Source organism: Stenotrophomonas sp. CS3K5, from assembly GCF_059515225.1.
Genome location: NZ_JCAKRX010000003.1, coordinates 368,683 through 383,399 on the forward strand (window position 1 = coordinate 368,683; position 14,717 = coordinate 383,399).

Consider the following 14,717-nt stretch of genomic DNA (forward strand, 5'->3'; position numbering starts at 1 on the left):
GCCATCGCCAGCACCCGCCCTCCCTGCCACCAACCGGGGACGACGCCCGTGTTTGAAATGATCCTGATTGTCTTCGCGCTGGTTCTGCTGAACGGCTTCTTCGCCATGTCCGAGATGTCGGTCATGACCTCACGCAAGAGCCGCCTGAAGCAGATGGCCGCCACCTCCAAGCGCGCTGCCAAGGCACTGGAGCTGTCGGAGAAGCCGGAGAGCTTCCTGTCCACCGTGCAGATCGGCATCACCGTGATCGGCGTGCTGACCGGCTATCTCGGCGGTGAAGCGCTGGGCGACGCCTTTGCCGGCTGGATCCAGGGCCTGATGCCCGGTTTCGCCTATGCCGGCAAGATCGGCACGGTACTGGCGGTCAGCCTGATCACCTTCATCACGCTCATCTTTGGCGAACTGGTGCCCAAGCGCCTGGCGCTGACCCGCTCGGAGGCGATCGCCGGACTGGTGGCCATGCCGATGAGCTGGCTGGCCAAGCTGGCCCTGCCGTTTGTCTGGCTGCTGTCCAAGACCACCCAGCTGGTACTGAAGATTCTCGGCCTGGGCAAGGACGAGGCCGCCCAGGTGACCGAAGAGGAGATCCGCATGCTGGTGGCCGAGAGCCACGAGGCCGGCGTGATCGACGCCCATGAGCGCGACATGATGAACCGCGTCATGCGCCTGGGCGACCGCACCGCCGACAGCCTGATGACCCCGCGCAACCGCATCGCCTGGCTCGATACCCAGGCCGGGCTGGAGCGGAACCTGGAAATCATGGCCGAGCATGAGTTCTCGCGCTATCCGGTGTATCGCGACAACGACCAGGACGTGGTCGGTGTGCTGGAGCTGAAATCGTTGGCCACCCGCATGGCACGCGGTGACAACGCGCTGTTCCAGACCCTGCGCGAAGCGTTGTATGTCTCCGAATCGACCCATGCGATGAAGCTGCTGGAGATCTTCCGCGAGGAACAGCAGTCGATGGCGCTGGTGGTGGACGAGTACGGCGAGATCCAGGGCCTGGTGACCATCAGCGACCTGATGGGCGCGGTGGTCGGCCGCCTGCAGGCCGTTGAGAACGCCGATGAGGACGCGCTGGTGGTGACCCGCGAGGACGGCTCGCTGCTGGTGGATGGCTCACTGCCGATCGAAGACCTGCGCGAGCTGATCGGCAGCAACGACCTGCCCGATGCCGAGGACGGCGACTACTACACGCTGGCCGGCATGTGCATCCACTATTTCGGCCGCATCCCGCATGCGGGCGAGTATTTCGACTGGGCCGGCTGGCGCTTCGAGATCGTCGACCTGGACGGTGCGCGCGTGGACAAGCTGCTGCTGCGCACGCTGTCCGACGAGCAGGCTGATGAGCTCACCGCCTGAGGCCGGCCAGGGTCCGGGCGCTGATCGCCCGGCCTACCGCAACGAGGGCATCCGCACCCTGCTGGAGATGTTCGCCTCCGGCGAGCCCACCGAGCACATGCCGCTCGGCCAGATTCTCTGCAACCTGCAGCAGAGCGCCTTCGGCGTGTTCCTGTTCGTCGCCATCCTGCCCTCGTTCATCCCGATCCCGGGCATGGGCGGTGCGGTCAGCGGGCCGCTGGTGATCCTGATCGGCCTGCAGATGCTGTGCTGCCTGCGCCGTCCCTGGCTGCCGGGTTTCATCGCACGTCGCGGGCCGAAGCGCGGCACCATGCACCGCTTCCTCGACCGCATCGACCGGCCGCTGCGGCGCCTGGACAGGATGCTGAAACCGCGCCTGCCGCAGCTGCTGACCCCGCTGCCGGCGCACGCGTTTACCGGCCTGCTGCTGGTGCTGCTGGGCATCCTGCTGTCGCTGCCGATTCCGTTCACCAACTTCCTGTTCGGCTTCCAGCTGCTGTTGTTCTCGCTGGCGCTGCTGGAACGTGATGGCGCGCTGATGCTGTTCAACTGGATCGCCGCGCTGGCGGCGATCACCTTCTTCGGCTTCAGTTCGGGGCAGCTGGTGGGCTACACGGTGGATCTGGTGCAGCGCTGGTTCTGAACCGGCACCCGGTAGAGCCGGCCGCTGGCCGGCCGCCACGTTTCCGGGATTGCCGGCCAGCGGCCGGCACAACCAACATCGGACGTCCGTCATCCACGCAGATCAATGAACCCGTTGTCGGCCAACGCCGCTGGTTCGTCCTGCACCGCCGACAACACGAACGTCAGCGCCTTGCCCAGCAGCGTGCCCGGGCCATCCCAGTATTCGGCGCTATCGGCACATACATGGATCAGGCGCAGGTTGGGGTCATCCTTCCCACCAGGGAAGAACAGCTTCATCGCCGGCGACCACAGCTCTTCGATCTTCGCGCGGTCATCGACCACGCGCGCTCGTCCTGCCACCGACACATAGGTGTTTTTCGAGGGCGAGGCATACGCCACATTCACCTGCGGATCGAGCGCGATCTCGGCCACCTTCGGGCTGTCGGCGGTGATCACGAACCACAGGTCACCGTCGAAGGCGACCTGCTGGGTGGCCAGCGGCCGGCTGTAGAGGCGGCCATCGACACCGGTGGTGGTGAACATCGCCACCTCCACGTCCTGGATCAGCTCGGCCAGCTGGGCGATGTGTTCGGCACGGGTGTCGGCCATGGGGGGCTCCATCGGTGTGGGGCCCCCATCAGACGCGCTTTGAGCGCAATGGACCGTGACGCAATTGTTCAGCCCGCGTGGCGGGCGTGCCAGGCGTGCATGGCCAGTTCAAACGAACGCAGGCGCGCGCGGTGGTCAAACAGGTTGGCAGTCAGCATCAGCTCGTCGGGCTTGTGGCGTTCAACGAAGGCGGCGATGCCCTCAGCGACCTGCTGAGGATCGCCGAGTACGGTGCAGGCCAGCGCCCGTTCCACACCCAGCTTCTCGTGCGGCTCCCAGAAGGTTTCAATGTCGTCGACCGGTGCCGGAATCCTGCCCGGACGGCCACGGCGCAGGTTGACGAAACTCTGCTGCTGGCTGGTGAACAGGCGGCGCGACTCCGCCTCGCTGTCACTGGCCACCACGTTCAGGGCCAGCATCGCATGCGGTTGCTTCAACGTGGCCGAGGGGCGGAACTCGCGGCGGTACACCGCCAGTGCTTCGTCCATTGCATCCGGCGCAAAGTGCGAGGCGAACGCGTACGGCAGGCCCATCGACGCGGCCATGCGCGCGCCGAACAGACTGGAACCGAGAATCCACGTCGGTACGCGCAGGCCGCCACCGGGAACAGCCTGCACGGCCTGGTTCGGCTGCACCGGTTCGAAGTAGTGCAGCAGTTCGCGCACGTCCTGCGGGAACTGGTCGGCGCTGTCGAAGTAGCGACGCAGGGCCCGCGCCGTCGGCTGGTCGGTGCCCGGCGCGCGGCCCAGGCCGAGGTCGATGCGGTCCGGATACAGCGAGGCCAGCGTGCCGAACTGCTCGGCCACCTGCAGCGGTGCATGGTTGGGCAGCATGATGCCGCCGGCACCAACACGGATGCGCCGGGTACCCCCGGCGACGTGGCCGATCAGCACGGCGGTGGCCGCACTGGCGATGCCGGGCATGTTGTGGTGTTCGGCCAGCCAGTAGCGGCGATAGCCCAGCGCGTCGGCGTGCTGGGCCAGTTCCAGCATGTTGGCAAAGGCGGCAGTGGTGTCACTGCCCTCGCAGACCGGGGCCAGGTCAAGGATCGACAACGGGATCATCAGGCGGTATTCCGTCACAGGTTTCCCCTTGTGATGGGGTCGGCCGGGCGCAACGGCCAGTGACGGTGGCGGGATGCTGATTCCCGTGGGACGGGCTCAGCGCCCGCAGCGCTTGATCCGGTAGTGCCGGCCGCTGGCCGGCAGGCAGGGCGCCGTGGCAGCCGGCCAGCAGCCAGCTCTACCGCAGAAGCGTCAGAACGCGCTGGGGCGCGGCTCGGCCAGCGGCCGGTCGACCATCGGCTTCAGCTCGGCATCCAGTGCCACGCGCTCGTCGAACACGAAGCAGCGGCCCTCGTAGCCTTCGCCGCCCACTTCCTCGAAGTAGCCCAGGATGCCTCCGTCGAGCTGCAGCACGTTGTCCATGCCGTCGTTGACCATCCACAGCGCGGCCTTCTCGCAGCGGATGCCGCCGGTGCAGAAGCTGACCACGGTGCTGCCCTTCAGCGCCTCGCGATGCGGCGCCAGCGCCTCGGGCAGGTCGGTGAACTTGTGGATCGGGAGCACCAGCGCATCCTTGAAGGTGCCGTACTCGATCTCCTGCAGGTTGCGCGTATCGAGCATCACCACCGGCTTGCCGGCGTCGTCATGGCCCTGCCGCAGCCAGCGCTGCACGGTGGCCGGATCGACCGCCGGCGCACGCGGATAGTCCAGCGGCTGGCCGTCATCGCGGCGGAAGCTGATGATCTCGTCCTTCACCTTGGCCTTCAGCCGCGCGAACGGCTGGTGTTCGCTGAGGCTGGTCTTGACCCGCAGGTCAGCGAAGCGCGCGTCTTCGCGCAGCGTCGAATAGAACCCTTCGATCGCGTCCGGCGCGCCGGCCAGGAACAGGTTCAGGCCCTCGCCCGCCACCAGGATCGTACCGCGCAGCGCCGCCGCCTCGGCACGCGCCAGCAGCTGGTCGCAGAGGGTCTGGGGAGCGTCGATGACGGCGAAATGGTAGGCGGCGGTATTGGCGATCATCCTGCCATTTTAGCGCCAGAGCGCGCCGGGGTCAGATTCCGCGTTCACGAATTCAGGGGTCAGAGCCCTCTGCCCAGCAGAGGGATCCGACCCCTTACCCGCGCAGCAGCATGAACGGCAGCAGCACCAGCGCCGCCGCGGCCGCCATCGCCAGCAGCACCAGCACTACATACAGCGGGCGTCGCCGCAGCAGGCTGCCGAAGGTCTCGGCAGTGCCATCGCGCAGCGCCTGCTCGCGCTCGGCGCGGATGCGCGGGCCGCGTTCGGCCTGGTAGTCGGCCATCAGCGCCTTGGCGCGGGGATGATCGGCATCCTCGCGCAGCCACAGGCCGCCGTTGGAAATGCCCCAGGGGCTGGGTTCAGTGCGGTACCAGGCGATGCCGTGCTGGTCCAGCAGGGTGCAGACATCGGCATATTCATCGTCACCGACATTGCGCAGATTGAGCAGGAGTTTTGCCATGCGCCCATGATACCCGGCGCCGATGCGCTACCCTTGCCGCCCTCGCCCTGCGCCCTCCCGGAGACGCCCGATGCGCCGCCTGCTGCTTCCCCTGCTGCTGTCCCTCACCGCCGCTGGTTGTTCGAGCGAACCGGCCGGCCCTCCGCCGGGCGGCACCCTGACCACCTTCGAGCGCATCGATACCGTTGCCGGCACCGGCGCCGAAGCCGTCGCCGGCAACAAGGTCACCGTGCACTACACCGGCTGGATATACGACAACCGCACCGGGAACAAGCACGGCAAGACCTTCGACAGCTCGGTCAGCCGTGGCGAGCCGTTCACCTTCGCGCTGGGCGCCGGCCAGGTCATCCGCGGCTGGGATGAAGGCGTGGCCGGGATGAAGGTCGGCGGCAAGCGTACGCTGATGATCCCGCCTGACTACGGCTATGGCGACCGCCGCGTCGGCCCGATCCCGGCTGGCTCGTCACTGGTGTTCGACGTCGAGCTGCTCGATGTCAAACCGTAATGCCACCCCGCCGCGCCGGGTTGCCGTTGTTGGCGGCGGCCCGGCCGGACTGTTCGCGGCCGAGCGCCTGCGCGCGGCCGGGCTGGACGTGGATCTGTACGAGGCCAAGGGCTCTCCCGGCCGCAAGTTCCTGATCGCCGGCAAGGGCGGGCTCAACCTCACCCATTCCGAACCGCGCCCGCTGTTCGACAGCCGTTACCGCGAGCAGGCCGCGGCCGTGGGCCAGTGGCTGGACGGCTTCGACGCCCAGGCACTGCGCGACTGGGCCGCCGGTTTCGGCGTAGAGACCTATGTGGGCAGTTCCGGCCGCGTATTCCCGGTCGACCGCAAGGCCGCACCATTGCTGCGCGGCTGGGTGCGCCGCTTGAAGGAACAGGGTGTGCGCCTGCATGCCAACCACCGCTGGATCGGCTGGAGCGATGACGGTGCACTGCGCTTTGCCACCGAAGCGCAGGAGATCCTTGTCCACGCCGATGCCACCGTGCTGGCGATGGGCGGCGGCAGCTGGCCGCAGCTGGGCAGTGACGGCGCGTGGGTCGTGCCCCTGCAGGCGCGTGGCGTGGCTGTCGCGCCGCTGCAGTCGGCCAACTGCGGCTTCGACGTGGACTGGACCCCGTTCTTCGCCCAGCGCAATGCCGGCGCCCCACTGAAACCGGTGGTCGCGCACTGGATCGACCTGGCCGGCCAGCCGCAGTCGCTGCAGGGCGAATGCGTGGCCAGCGACTACGGCATTGAAGGCAGCCTGGTCTATGCCCTGGCCGCCGACCTGCGCGAAACCATCAACCGCGACGGCCACGCCATGCTGTGGCTGGATCTGGTACCCGGCCGTGACGAGGCGCGGTTGCTGGCCGACCTGTCGCGCGCGCGCAAGGGCCGCAGCTTCGGCGAACACCTGCGCCGCCAGGCGGGCCTGGATGCGGTGAAGGCCGCGCTGGTGTTTGAGATCCTCGGCAAGGAAGCGGGCAACGACCTGCCTGCCGTCGCCGCCACGCTCAAGCGGTTGCCACTGCGCCTGCAGCGGCCACGGCCGATGGCCGAGGTGATCAGCACCGCCGGTGGCGTGCGCCTGGAGGCGCTGGATGAAGGCCTGATGCTGCGTGCCCTGCCCGGCGTGTTCTGCGCTGGCGAGATGCTGGACTGGGAAGCCCCGACCGGCGGCTACCTGTTGACCGCCTGCTATGCCAGCGGCCTGCGTGCGGCCGACGGTGTGATCGAGTGGCTGGCCCGGCGGTAGGACTGGCCCGGTAGAGTCGAGCTTGCTCGACTGCTTCGCGCGGTAGAGCCGAGCCCATGCTCGGCTTGAATCAACAGCAGTCGAGCATGGCTCGACTCTACAAGAGCAGTCGAGCAGGCTCGACGCTACGTCACCACGGCCGGCGCATGCTCACTGACGCCAGCGCGACACCGCTGGGATGCGGGTAGCTCTCCTCACGCACGCTGATGAAGCCCTGCCGCTGGTAGAACGGCACTGCGTTGAGCGAGGCCGACAGCACCACCTCACGCCCGCGATCGGCCAGTGCCAGCAACCGCAGCATCAGCGCCTGGCCAATGCCCTGGCCACCACGACCAGGATCGACGAACAACGCGTCGACTTCATTGGCGTCGCAGTCAAAGACGCCGAATCCGAGCAGGACGCCCTGCGCATCCTCGGCCACCACGCAACCGCCCTGCCCCAGCAGGCGCGCGTACTGCGACGGGGGCGGCGACGTCGACCACGGCGCGATGACCTCCGGCGGATAGTGGCTGCTGCAGGTCTCACGCACGCAGCGCGTGCGCAGCGCCCACAGCGTAGGCACATCGTCGAGGGTACCGGTCCTGAACTGCATGATGTCTCCTTGTACAGTCGAGCAAGCTCGACGCTGCCGAAAGGCAGCCGAGCGTGGGCTCGGCGCTGCAACAACACGTCATCGCGACTTGCTGGCGCGCAGGGCCTGGATCTTCGGCGGTGGCTGGAACGAATCGCTGCGTGCGTCGGCCCAGAATGCATGGAACACCGCGTGGTCCGGCACCTTGTGCAGCAGTTCGCCAGGCTCCAGATAGCGGTACAGCGAAGCCAGCGAACGGATCTCCACCGGCGATACCCGGCGCAGGATGTGTTCGGGCCCCAGTTCGGCCGGATCGTTCAACCCCGCCGCACACAACAGTTCCTTCAATGCATGCAGCGTGTGCTCATGGAAGCTGTGCACGCGGGTGGCTTTGTCCGGGGCATCCAGGTGTTTCCAGCGGGCCGGATCCTGGGTGGCGATACCGGTCGGGCACTTGTCGGTATGGCAGCTGAGCGACTGGATGCACCCCAGCGCGAACATGAAGCCCCGCCCGGCATTGCACCAGTCCGCGCCCAGCGCGATGGTGCGCGCGATGTCGAAGGCACTAGTGATCTTGCCCGCCGCACCGATGCGGATGCGCTCGCGCAGGTCGAGGCCGACCAGGGTGTTGTGTACCAGCAGCAGCGCCTCGTGCATCGGCACGCCGACATGGTCGACAAACTCGGCCGGCGCCGCACCCGTGCCGCCCTCGGCCCCATCGACCACGATGAAGTCGGGCAGCAGTCCTGTTTCGTGCATGGCCTTGGCGATGCCGAACCATTCCCACGGATGGCCGATGGCCAGCTTGAAACCAACCGGCTTGCCGCCGGACAGCTCACGCAGGCGGGCCACGAACTGCAGCAGTTCGACCGGCGTGGAGAAGGCCGAATGCCGCGACGGCGACACGCAGTCCACGCCCATGGGAACGCCACGCGTCACCGAGATCTCGGCCGTCACCTTCGGCGCCGGCAGCACGCCGCCGTGGCCCGGCTTGGCGCCCTGCGAGAGCTTGATCTCGATCATCTTGACCTGGTCGTGGGTGGCGTTGGCAACAAAGCGCTCCTCGCTGAAGCCGCCCTTCTCATCGCGGCAACCGAAGTAGCCCGAGCCGATTTCCCACACCAGATCACCGCCCATTTCGCGGTGGTACGGCGAGATCGAGCCCTCGCCGGTATCGTGATAGAAGCCGCCGCGCCGTGCGCCTTCGTTCAGCGCGCGGATCGCATTGGCCGACAACGAGCCAAAACTCATCGCCGAGATGTTGAACACGCTGGCCGAATAGGGCTTGGCGCAGTTGCCGCCGATCAGCACGCGGAAGTCGTGCTTGGCGATGGCGGTCGGCGCCAGCGAATGGTTGATCCATTCGTAGTCCACCGCGTAGGTACTGCGCAGGGTACCGAACGGCACCGTGTCCATTTCGTTCTTGGCGCGCTGATAGATCAAGGCGCGCTGCTGCCGCGAAAAGGGTACGTCTTCCAGATCGCTCTGCACGAAGTACTGGCGGATCTCCGGGCCGATCGATTCAAGCCCGTAGCGGAAGTGCGCCATCACCGGATAGTTGCGGCGCAGCGTACTGCGCTTCTGCAGCAGGTCCCAGGTTCCCAGTGCCACCATGGCGGCGGTCAGGCCGACGCCCCAGTACCAGGCCGGCCACAACGTGGCCAACCACAGGCAGACAGGAAACATCAGGATGGCGAGCAGGTAGACGATATACCGGTGCATGGCGTTCCTCGATTGCAGCTGCCACCGAGTCTACCGCGCGGCCCGTCGCGCGCGCTTACAGCCGACCGTCAACCACGTTGCGCGGCCAGGCCGATTTCACATCGTAGACCAGGCCTCCCGGTGCCAGCAGTCCACGGATGGCTGCTTCATCCATGGCCTTGAAGCGGGCATGCGCCACCGCCAGCACCACCGCGTCATAGCGGCCGGAAACCGGTTCGGCCAGCCATTGCACACCGGCCTGCGCCAGTGCCGCCGGGCCCACCCAGGGGTCGCTGACGTCCACCTCGGCCCCGGCCTCGCCCAGGCGCTGCGCCAGTTCCAGCGCACGGCTGTTGCGCAGGTCCGGGCAGTCTTCCTTGAACGTCACGCCCAGTACCAGGATGCGCGACTGCGCTGGCGAACGGCCGCGCTCTGCCAGCATCGCCAGCACGCGCGCCGCCACATGGGCGCCGACACGGTTGTTGACCTGGCGTGCGGTGTGGATCAGGTCCGGGTGGTAGCCCACGCTCTCCGATTTGTGCAGCAGGTAGTACGGATCCACGCCGATGCAGTGACCGCCGACCAGGCCGGGCCGGAACGGCAGGAAGTTCCACTTGCTGCCCGCCGCGTCCAGCACGTCCTGGGTGTCGATGCCAAGCCGGTCGAAGATCAGGGCCAGCTCGTTCACCAGCGCGATGTTGACGTCACGCTGGATGTTCTCGACCACCTTGGCCGCCTCGGCCACCCGCATCGACGGTGCCGGAAAGGTACCGGCAGCGATGATGCGCTGGTACAGCTGATCAATGACAGCGGCGACCTCCGGCGTCGAACCGGAGGTGATCTTGCGGATATCGGCCAAGCGCCGCTGGCGGTCGCCGGGGCTGACCCGTTCCGGGCTGTAGCCGCAATAGAAGTCCTCGTTGAAGCGGAGCCCCGAGCCCTGCTCCAGCAGCGGCACGCACACTTCCTCGGTGGTGCCGGGGTAGACCGTCGATTCGTAGATGACCAGATCACCGGCGCGCAGGTGGCTGGCGATCAGCCGCGAGGCCGAGCGCAACGGCTCCAGGTCGGGTTGCTCGTAGGCGTCGATCGGCGTGGGCACGGTGACGATGTAGACATTGGCCGCGTCCAGCTGCGCGGCATCGCTGCCGAACTGCAGCTGCTGCGCGCTGGACAGCTCATCGGGCTCCATCTCCAGCGTATGGTCCTGCCCGCGGCCGAGTTCGGCGATGCGCTGCGGATCGATGTCGAACCCCAGCGTCGGCCAGTGCCGGCCGAAGGCCACCGCCAACGGCAGGCCGACATAGCCCAGGCCGATCACTGCGAAGCGAGGAGCGACCGACGCCGCCAGCGGCGCGCTCATCGAAGCACCGCGCACAACCAGCGGGGTGGCACGCGCGTTGCCATGGCTCCGACCAACACACTCATCCGCTGCACCACTCCGGGGAAACCCAGGCCAGAAAGGCTACAGCGTAACGGCCCCGGCGCCCTGCCGCCAAGGCGGCCTCATGAACCCAGTGCGACCGCCGCCGGCTCGAGTTCGCCATCGGCGCCGGTCCAGGCCTGGCGCAGGCGCTCGAAGCCACCACTGCCGTGCAGGAATCCGGGCCAGGCCGCATTGACGATCTGTGTCAGCAGGTCCGGGTCGATCCGGCGCGTGCCCATCGACCAGCGCGGGAATGCTCGCTGCGCCACCGGCGCGCGGCACAGCAGCTGCAGCTGCCCGTGGCTGCGCGCATTGGCAATGCGCGGGAACACCGAATCGATGCCGTCTTCGGGGCCTTCCAGGTATTGCAGGAACCGTCGGCCGTCGAACATCAGGACGCCGGTGACGCCGGCTACACGATTGAACGCCGTGGCATCGGCCAGCAGGCGGTCAAGGTCGGTTGTCCGCAGTTCGGCATGGGCCTGGCTGGCGTAGGCAATCGCGTGCAGCGACATGAGGTGGCTCCCCCCCTGGGAACGATGGCCGGGACTATGACATGAATAGGAGCGGCAGTTAAGCATGTCACCGCCCCGCGTCGAACCAGCCGGCCCGCCACAGGTGGGCTACAATCGGCGCCGCGCTGCGCGCCCGGATGGCGAAACTGGTAGACGCATCGGACTTAAAATCCGCCGACCGCAAGGTCATGCCGGTTCGATTCCGGCTCCGGGCACCAACATGGCAACGCAGCAGGGTGTCCGCGCTTCGGGACATCGCACGCGGAACCGGCAAACGCTCAGATCGCACGCGAATAGCGCGGTTGTTCGTGCGCGCTGCGCAGGTAAGGATCGAAGCACATGGCCAGCAGCCGCAGCAGCGGCCGTCCCGGCTCGCTGGCACGCACCACGCCGTCGTGGCACTCGGCCAGACCATCGGCCTGCAACTGCCAGACCGAGCGCAGATCCTCGGCAAAGTACTGCCCGGCATCGATGCCATGGCGCTGGCCCAGCGCATGCAGGTCCACTTCGCCCTGGCACATCAGCTGCTGGATCAGTTCCGCGCGCAACTGATCATCCGCACTCAGCGCAACGCCACGCCAGACCGGCAGCTGGCCCTGGTCTACTGCTTCCTCCCACGACGCCAGATCACGCGGGTTCTGGCTGTAGCTGGCACCGATGTGGCTGATTGCACTGACGCCCAGCCCCAACAGATCGGTATCGGCGTGCGTGGTGTAACCCATGAAGTTGCGATGCAGCTGCCCGGCCCGCTGCGCGCGCGACAGATCCTCTTCCGGCAGTGCGAAATGATCCATGCCGATGTACTGGTAGCCAGCGGCCGAGAGCCTCTCCACCGCCAGGCCCAGCAACGCCAGCTTCTCCTCCGGTGAAGGCAGGCGGCGCTCGTCGATCTGCCGTTGCGCGCGGAACAGGTGCGGCAGGTGCGCATAGCCGTAGACCGCCAGGCGATCGGGGCGCAGCGCCAGCACCTGCTCCAGGGTCCGGCCGAACCCCTGCAGGGTCTGTCCGGGAAGGCCATAGATCAGGTCGACATTGACCGAGCGCATACCGCTATCGCGGCAGGCGCGCAGGATATCCAGCGTCTGGCGCACGCCCTGCACCCGGTTGATCGATGCCTGCACCTGCGGATCGAAATCCTGCACGCCCAGACTGGCGCGATTGAAGCCCAGCCGTGCCAGCATGGCCACGTCACCGGCGTCGATGAAGCGCGGATCGAGCTCGATCGAGAAATCGCGCTGTGACGAATCACTGAAGTCGAAGCGGCGACGCAGACCTTGCACCAGCGTGGTCATCGCGTCGGCATCGAGAAAGTTCGGGGTGCCGCCGCCCAGGTGCAGCTGGATCACTTCGCGGCCGTCCTCGAACTGCGATGCGAGCAGATCGGCCTCGGCCAGCACACGCGACACGTAGCTGTGCCCGCGCCCCCGGTCGCGGGTGATGATCCGGTTGCACCCACAGTAGAAACAGGGGCTGGAACAGAACGGCACATGCACGTACAGCGACAAGGCCCGGGCCTGCCGGTTGCTGTCGGCGATTGCCTGGCGCAGCGCCGGGGCGTCGAAGCCCTCATGGAAGTGTGGCGCGGTCGGATACGAGGTGTAGCGCGGCCCGGGCCGGTCGTGCCGGCGCAGCAGATCGGGGTCGAAGGTCCAGGCCAGGCCGCCGGCAGCGGGAGAGAACGTGTCCATGCCGCCAGCATCGCGCCGGACGGACGGCGCCGCCTTGACCCAGATCAATCCTGGCCAGGCAATCCCAGCACCGGCAGCCCGACCTGCGGCCAGCGCAGCATCTGGTAGCGCTTCCAGAAAGTGTCACCGATGCGCGCGGCCACGTCGTTGGCCAGCTCCTGCATGGGCAGGTTGCCGCACTCGGCGGTGGTGATCCGGAACAGCACCAGCCAGCGGTCGAACAGGTCCTTGTCCAGTTCGATGGCCATGTGCTTGGACATCGGCGAACCCTTGAAGCGGCGGGTGCCGCGCAGCATCGCCGACCAGAAGTCGACCAGCTGCGCCAGGTGCTCCGGCCAGTCATGCACGTGCGCTTCGAACACCGGACCCAATCGTTCCTCTTCGCGCACACGGGCGTAGAAGTCGTGGACCAGGCGGGTCACTTCCTGCTCGGTGCACAGTCCGGGCGAGGCGACAGGAAGGACAGGCGGCGGTGTTGCGTTCATCGGGGTACCCAAGGCGTGCCGGCAGTGTGCCGCGGCAGAGCAGCATCGCCGTTGATCCAGATCAATGTCGGCGCACTCGGCTGCACCTAGGCTGCCATGCTTGCAGGAAGCATGCCCTGCGGATGCGGCGCCAACCTGGCGAAGTATACGCGCCGCCCACTTTTCGATCCGGGACAGCATGAACAGACCTCCCCCCAACCGCCGCCAGCAACTGATCCAGCACTGGGGCGCCATCCTCTGGCCCAGCTTCATCGCCGCCGGCCTGGCCAGCGTGGTGTTCTTTGCCTTCGTCGATCCGCTGCGGCTGCAGGCCATCAGCTTCCCGGGGACGGCCATCAGCCGCGAGCTGGGCTATACCGCAGGATTCTTCATGTTCTGGGCGGTGACGGCCTTGTCCAGCGCCGTCACCTGGTACCTGCAACGACCGTTGCCCAGCGACGACGACGACGAGCTGCCGCTGGGATGAACACGACCTGCGCCATTGCATCCCGTCCCTGGCACTGGCGGGGCACGCTCAGTGCCGCCCTGCTGGTGCTGTTCTACGCGCTGCCGTGGCTGCGCTGGGACGGTCGCCAGGCCCTGCTGCTGGACATCAATGCGCGACGCTTCGACCTGTTCGGCTGGACCCTCTGGCCCGGTGACGTCGGCGTGCTGATCGGCCTGCTGGCAGTGCTGGCCGTTGGCCTGGCCCTGCTCACCCACCTCGCCGGGCGGGTGTGGTGTGGCCATGCCTGCCCACAGACGCTGTGGCGGCGCGCCTTCGACTGGATCGCCCACGGCATGGGCCGGCTGCTGCCGGCCCGGGCCACGCGCCCGGCCACGCAACTGGCCTGGGCGCTGCTGTCACTCTGGACCGGCATCACCTTCGTCGGACTGTTCAGCCCGATCGCGGAACTGGTCACCGCCCTGCCCCGCGCTGCATGGAGCGGCTGGGAAACGTTCTGGGTGCTGTTCTACGCCGCTGCCACCTGGGGCAATGCAGGCTTCCTGCGCGAACAGGTCTGCCGCTCGCTGTGCCCGTTCGCGCGCGCGCAGCCGCTGCTGACCGACCCGTACACGCCGCGCATGCTGTATGACGCCCGACGCGGGGAACCGCGCGGGCCCCGCCCGTCCGGTCTGGGCGGCGTGCTCGGCCGTGGTCGCGGCCTGCTCGACCCGACCACCGCACAGGACTACGTATTCCGTGCAGCGCACCCGCTGCTGGCCGGGCCGACGCCGACCTTCAGCGACAACCGGCTGGGCGACTGCACCGATTGCCTGGCCTGTGTCCGTGCCTGCCCGATGCAGCTGGACATCCGCCAGGGCCCGCAGGCCGACTGCCTGGCCTGTGGCGCCTGCCTGGAAGCTTGCGCACAGCAGCAGCACCAGGCCGGTTTCGGTCCCGGCCTGGTGCGCTACTGCAGTCCACAGGCGATGGCAGGACAGCCGCGGCGCGGATGGCGGCCCCGTACCCTGGTTCTGTTGTCGATGCTGCTGGCGCTGTTGGCCTGGGGCGCCTGGCGCCTGCTCTGAA

General features: G+C 67.6%; 16 protein-coding genes and 1 tRNA gene. 7 read left to right on the forward strand and 10 right to left on the reverse strand.

The genetic code is table 11. From position 1 onward, the window contains the following. The first annotated feature begins 57 nt into the window (after positions 1 to 57). Positions 58 to 1,362, forward strand: coding sequence for a hemolysin family protein (locus AC5YGJ_RS06775; RefSeq protein WP_107233098.1), 1,305 nt, complete (start codon positions 58 to 60; stop codon positions 1,360 to 1,362). Continuing rightward, a complete protein-coding gene (locus AC5YGJ_RS06780) occupies positions 1,346 to 2,005 on the forward strand; it encodes an exopolysaccharide biosynthesis protein (protein ID WP_496186115.1) in 660 nt (219 codons plus the stop codon). The genes AC5YGJ_RS06775 and AC5YGJ_RS06780 overlap by 17 nt, the downstream gene beginning before the upstream one ends. An 89-nt stretch (positions 2,006 to 2,094) precedes the next feature. Here the strand turns inward: AC5YGJ_RS06780 and AC5YGJ_RS06785 are convergent, their stop codons facing one another. The 4 genes from AC5YGJ_RS06785 to AC5YGJ_RS06800 form a co-directional block, all read right to left on the reverse strand. Continuing rightward, a complete protein-coding gene (locus AC5YGJ_RS06785) occupies positions 2,095 to 2,595 on the reverse strand; it encodes a pyridoxamine 5'-phosphate oxidase family protein (protein WP_249844387.1) in 501 nt (166 codons plus the stop codon). A gap of 68 nt (positions 2,596 to 2,663) precedes the next feature. Further along, a complete protein-coding gene (locus AC5YGJ_RS06790; RefSeq protein ID WP_496186116.1) occupies positions 2,664 to 3,659 on the reverse strand; it encodes an LLM class flavin-dependent oxidoreductase in 996 nt (331 codons plus the stop codon). Positions 3,660 to 3,851: 192 nt separating this feature from the next. Next, positions 3,852 to 4,619 carry a sulfurtransferase gene (locus AC5YGJ_RS06795; RefSeq protein ID WP_496186117.1) on the reverse strand — a complete coding sequence of 256 codons (768 nt, stop codon included), beginning with the start codon at positions 4,617 to 4,619 and terminating at the stop codon, positions 3,852 to 3,854. Positions 4,620 to 4,713: 94 nt separating this feature from the next. Beyond that, the gene (locus AC5YGJ_RS06800; RefSeq protein ID WP_249844389.1) at positions 4,714 to 5,079 is read right to left on the reverse strand and encodes a DUF6164 family protein; all 366 of its coding nucleotides are present in this window, start codon (positions 5,077 to 5,079) and stop codon (positions 4,714 to 4,716) included. A 70-nt stretch (positions 5,080 to 5,149) separates the two neighbouring features. Here AC5YGJ_RS06800 and AC5YGJ_RS06805 point away from each other — a divergent pair, with 70 nt between their 5' ends. Continuing rightward, on the forward strand, positions 5,150 to 5,584 hold the full coding sequence (locus tag AC5YGJ_RS06805; RefSeq protein WP_249844390.1) for an FKBP-type peptidyl-prolyl cis-trans isomerase: 435 nt from the start codon (positions 5,150 to 5,152) through the stop codon (positions 5,582 to 5,584). Beyond that, entirely contained in the window at positions 5,571 to 6,818 is a 1,248-nt protein-coding gene (locus AC5YGJ_RS06810; RefSeq protein WP_496186118.1) for a TIGR03862 family flavoprotein, read from the forward strand. The genes AC5YGJ_RS06805 and AC5YGJ_RS06810 overlap by 14 nt, the downstream gene beginning before the upstream one ends. A gap of 130 nt (positions 6,819 to 6,948) precedes the next feature. On the opposite strand, the gene AC5YGJ_RS06815 is transcribed toward AC5YGJ_RS06810, so the two are convergent. The 4 genes from AC5YGJ_RS06815 to AC5YGJ_RS06830 form a co-directional block, all read right to left on the reverse strand. Next, the gene (locus AC5YGJ_RS06815) at positions 6,949 to 7,410 is read right to left on the reverse strand and encodes a GNAT family N-acetyltransferase (RefSeq protein ID WP_249844392.1); all 462 of its coding nucleotides are present in this window, start codon (positions 7,408 to 7,410) and stop codon (positions 6,949 to 6,951) included. A 78-nt stretch (positions 7,411 to 7,488) separates the two neighbouring features. Continuing rightward, a complete protein-coding gene (locus AC5YGJ_RS06820; protein WP_249844393.1) occupies positions 7,489 to 9,111 on the reverse strand; it encodes an FMN-binding glutamate synthase family protein in 1,623 nt (540 codons plus the stop codon). Between the two features lie 55 nt (positions 9,112 to 9,166). Continuing rightward, positions 9,167 to 10,453, reverse strand: coding sequence for a nucleotide sugar dehydrogenase (locus AC5YGJ_RS06825; protein WP_496186119.1), 1,287 nt, complete (start codon positions 10,451 to 10,453; stop codon positions 9,167 to 9,169). Between the two features lie 143 nt (positions 10,454 to 10,596). Beyond that, the gene (locus AC5YGJ_RS06830; RefSeq protein WP_107233088.1) at positions 10,597 to 11,031 is read right to left on the reverse strand and encodes a BLUF domain-containing protein; all 435 of its coding nucleotides are present in this window, start codon (positions 11,029 to 11,031) and stop codon (positions 10,597 to 10,599) included. Positions 11,032 to 11,162: 131 nt separating this feature from the next. Between AC5YGJ_RS06830 and AC5YGJ_RS06835 the strand changes: the two genes are divergently transcribed. Beyond that, positions 11,163 to 11,249: transfer RNA gene (locus AC5YGJ_RS06835), tRNA-Leu, on the forward strand. Between the two features lie 60 nt (positions 11,250 to 11,309). Here the strand turns inward: AC5YGJ_RS06835 and hemN are convergent. Both hemN and AC5YGJ_RS06845 read right to left on the reverse strand, forming a co-directional pair. Then, positions 11,310 to 12,719 (reverse strand): oxygen-independent coproporphyrinogen III oxidase, encoded by a 1,410-nt coding sequence (hemN, locus tag AC5YGJ_RS06840; RefSeq protein WP_496186120.1) that lies wholly within the window; start codon positions 12,717 to 12,719, stop codon positions 11,310 to 11,312. A gap of 44 nt (positions 12,720 to 12,763) precedes the next feature. Further along, on the reverse strand, positions 12,764 to 13,204 hold the full coding sequence (locus AC5YGJ_RS06845) for a group III truncated hemoglobin (protein ID WP_496186121.1): 441 nt from the start codon (positions 13,202 to 13,204) through the stop codon (positions 12,764 to 12,766). 178 nt (positions 13,205 to 13,382) lie between these two features. On the opposite strand from AC5YGJ_RS06845, the gene AC5YGJ_RS06850 reads away from it, so the two are divergent. Beyond that, complete coding sequence (locus AC5YGJ_RS06850; RefSeq protein ID WP_249844459.1) at positions 13,383 to 13,670, forward strand: hypothetical protein; 288 nt, start codon at positions 13,383 to 13,385, stop codon at positions 13,668 to 13,670. Continuing rightward, positions 13,667 to 14,716: a 4Fe-4S dicluster domain-containing protein gene (locus tag AC5YGJ_RS06855; protein ID WP_496186122.1), complete on the forward strand. Its 1,050-nt coding sequence runs from the start codon at positions 13,667 to 13,669 to the stop codon at positions 14,714 to 14,716. The genes AC5YGJ_RS06850 and AC5YGJ_RS06855 overlap by 4 nt, the downstream gene beginning before the upstream one ends. Position 14,717: the final 1 nt, after the last annotated feature.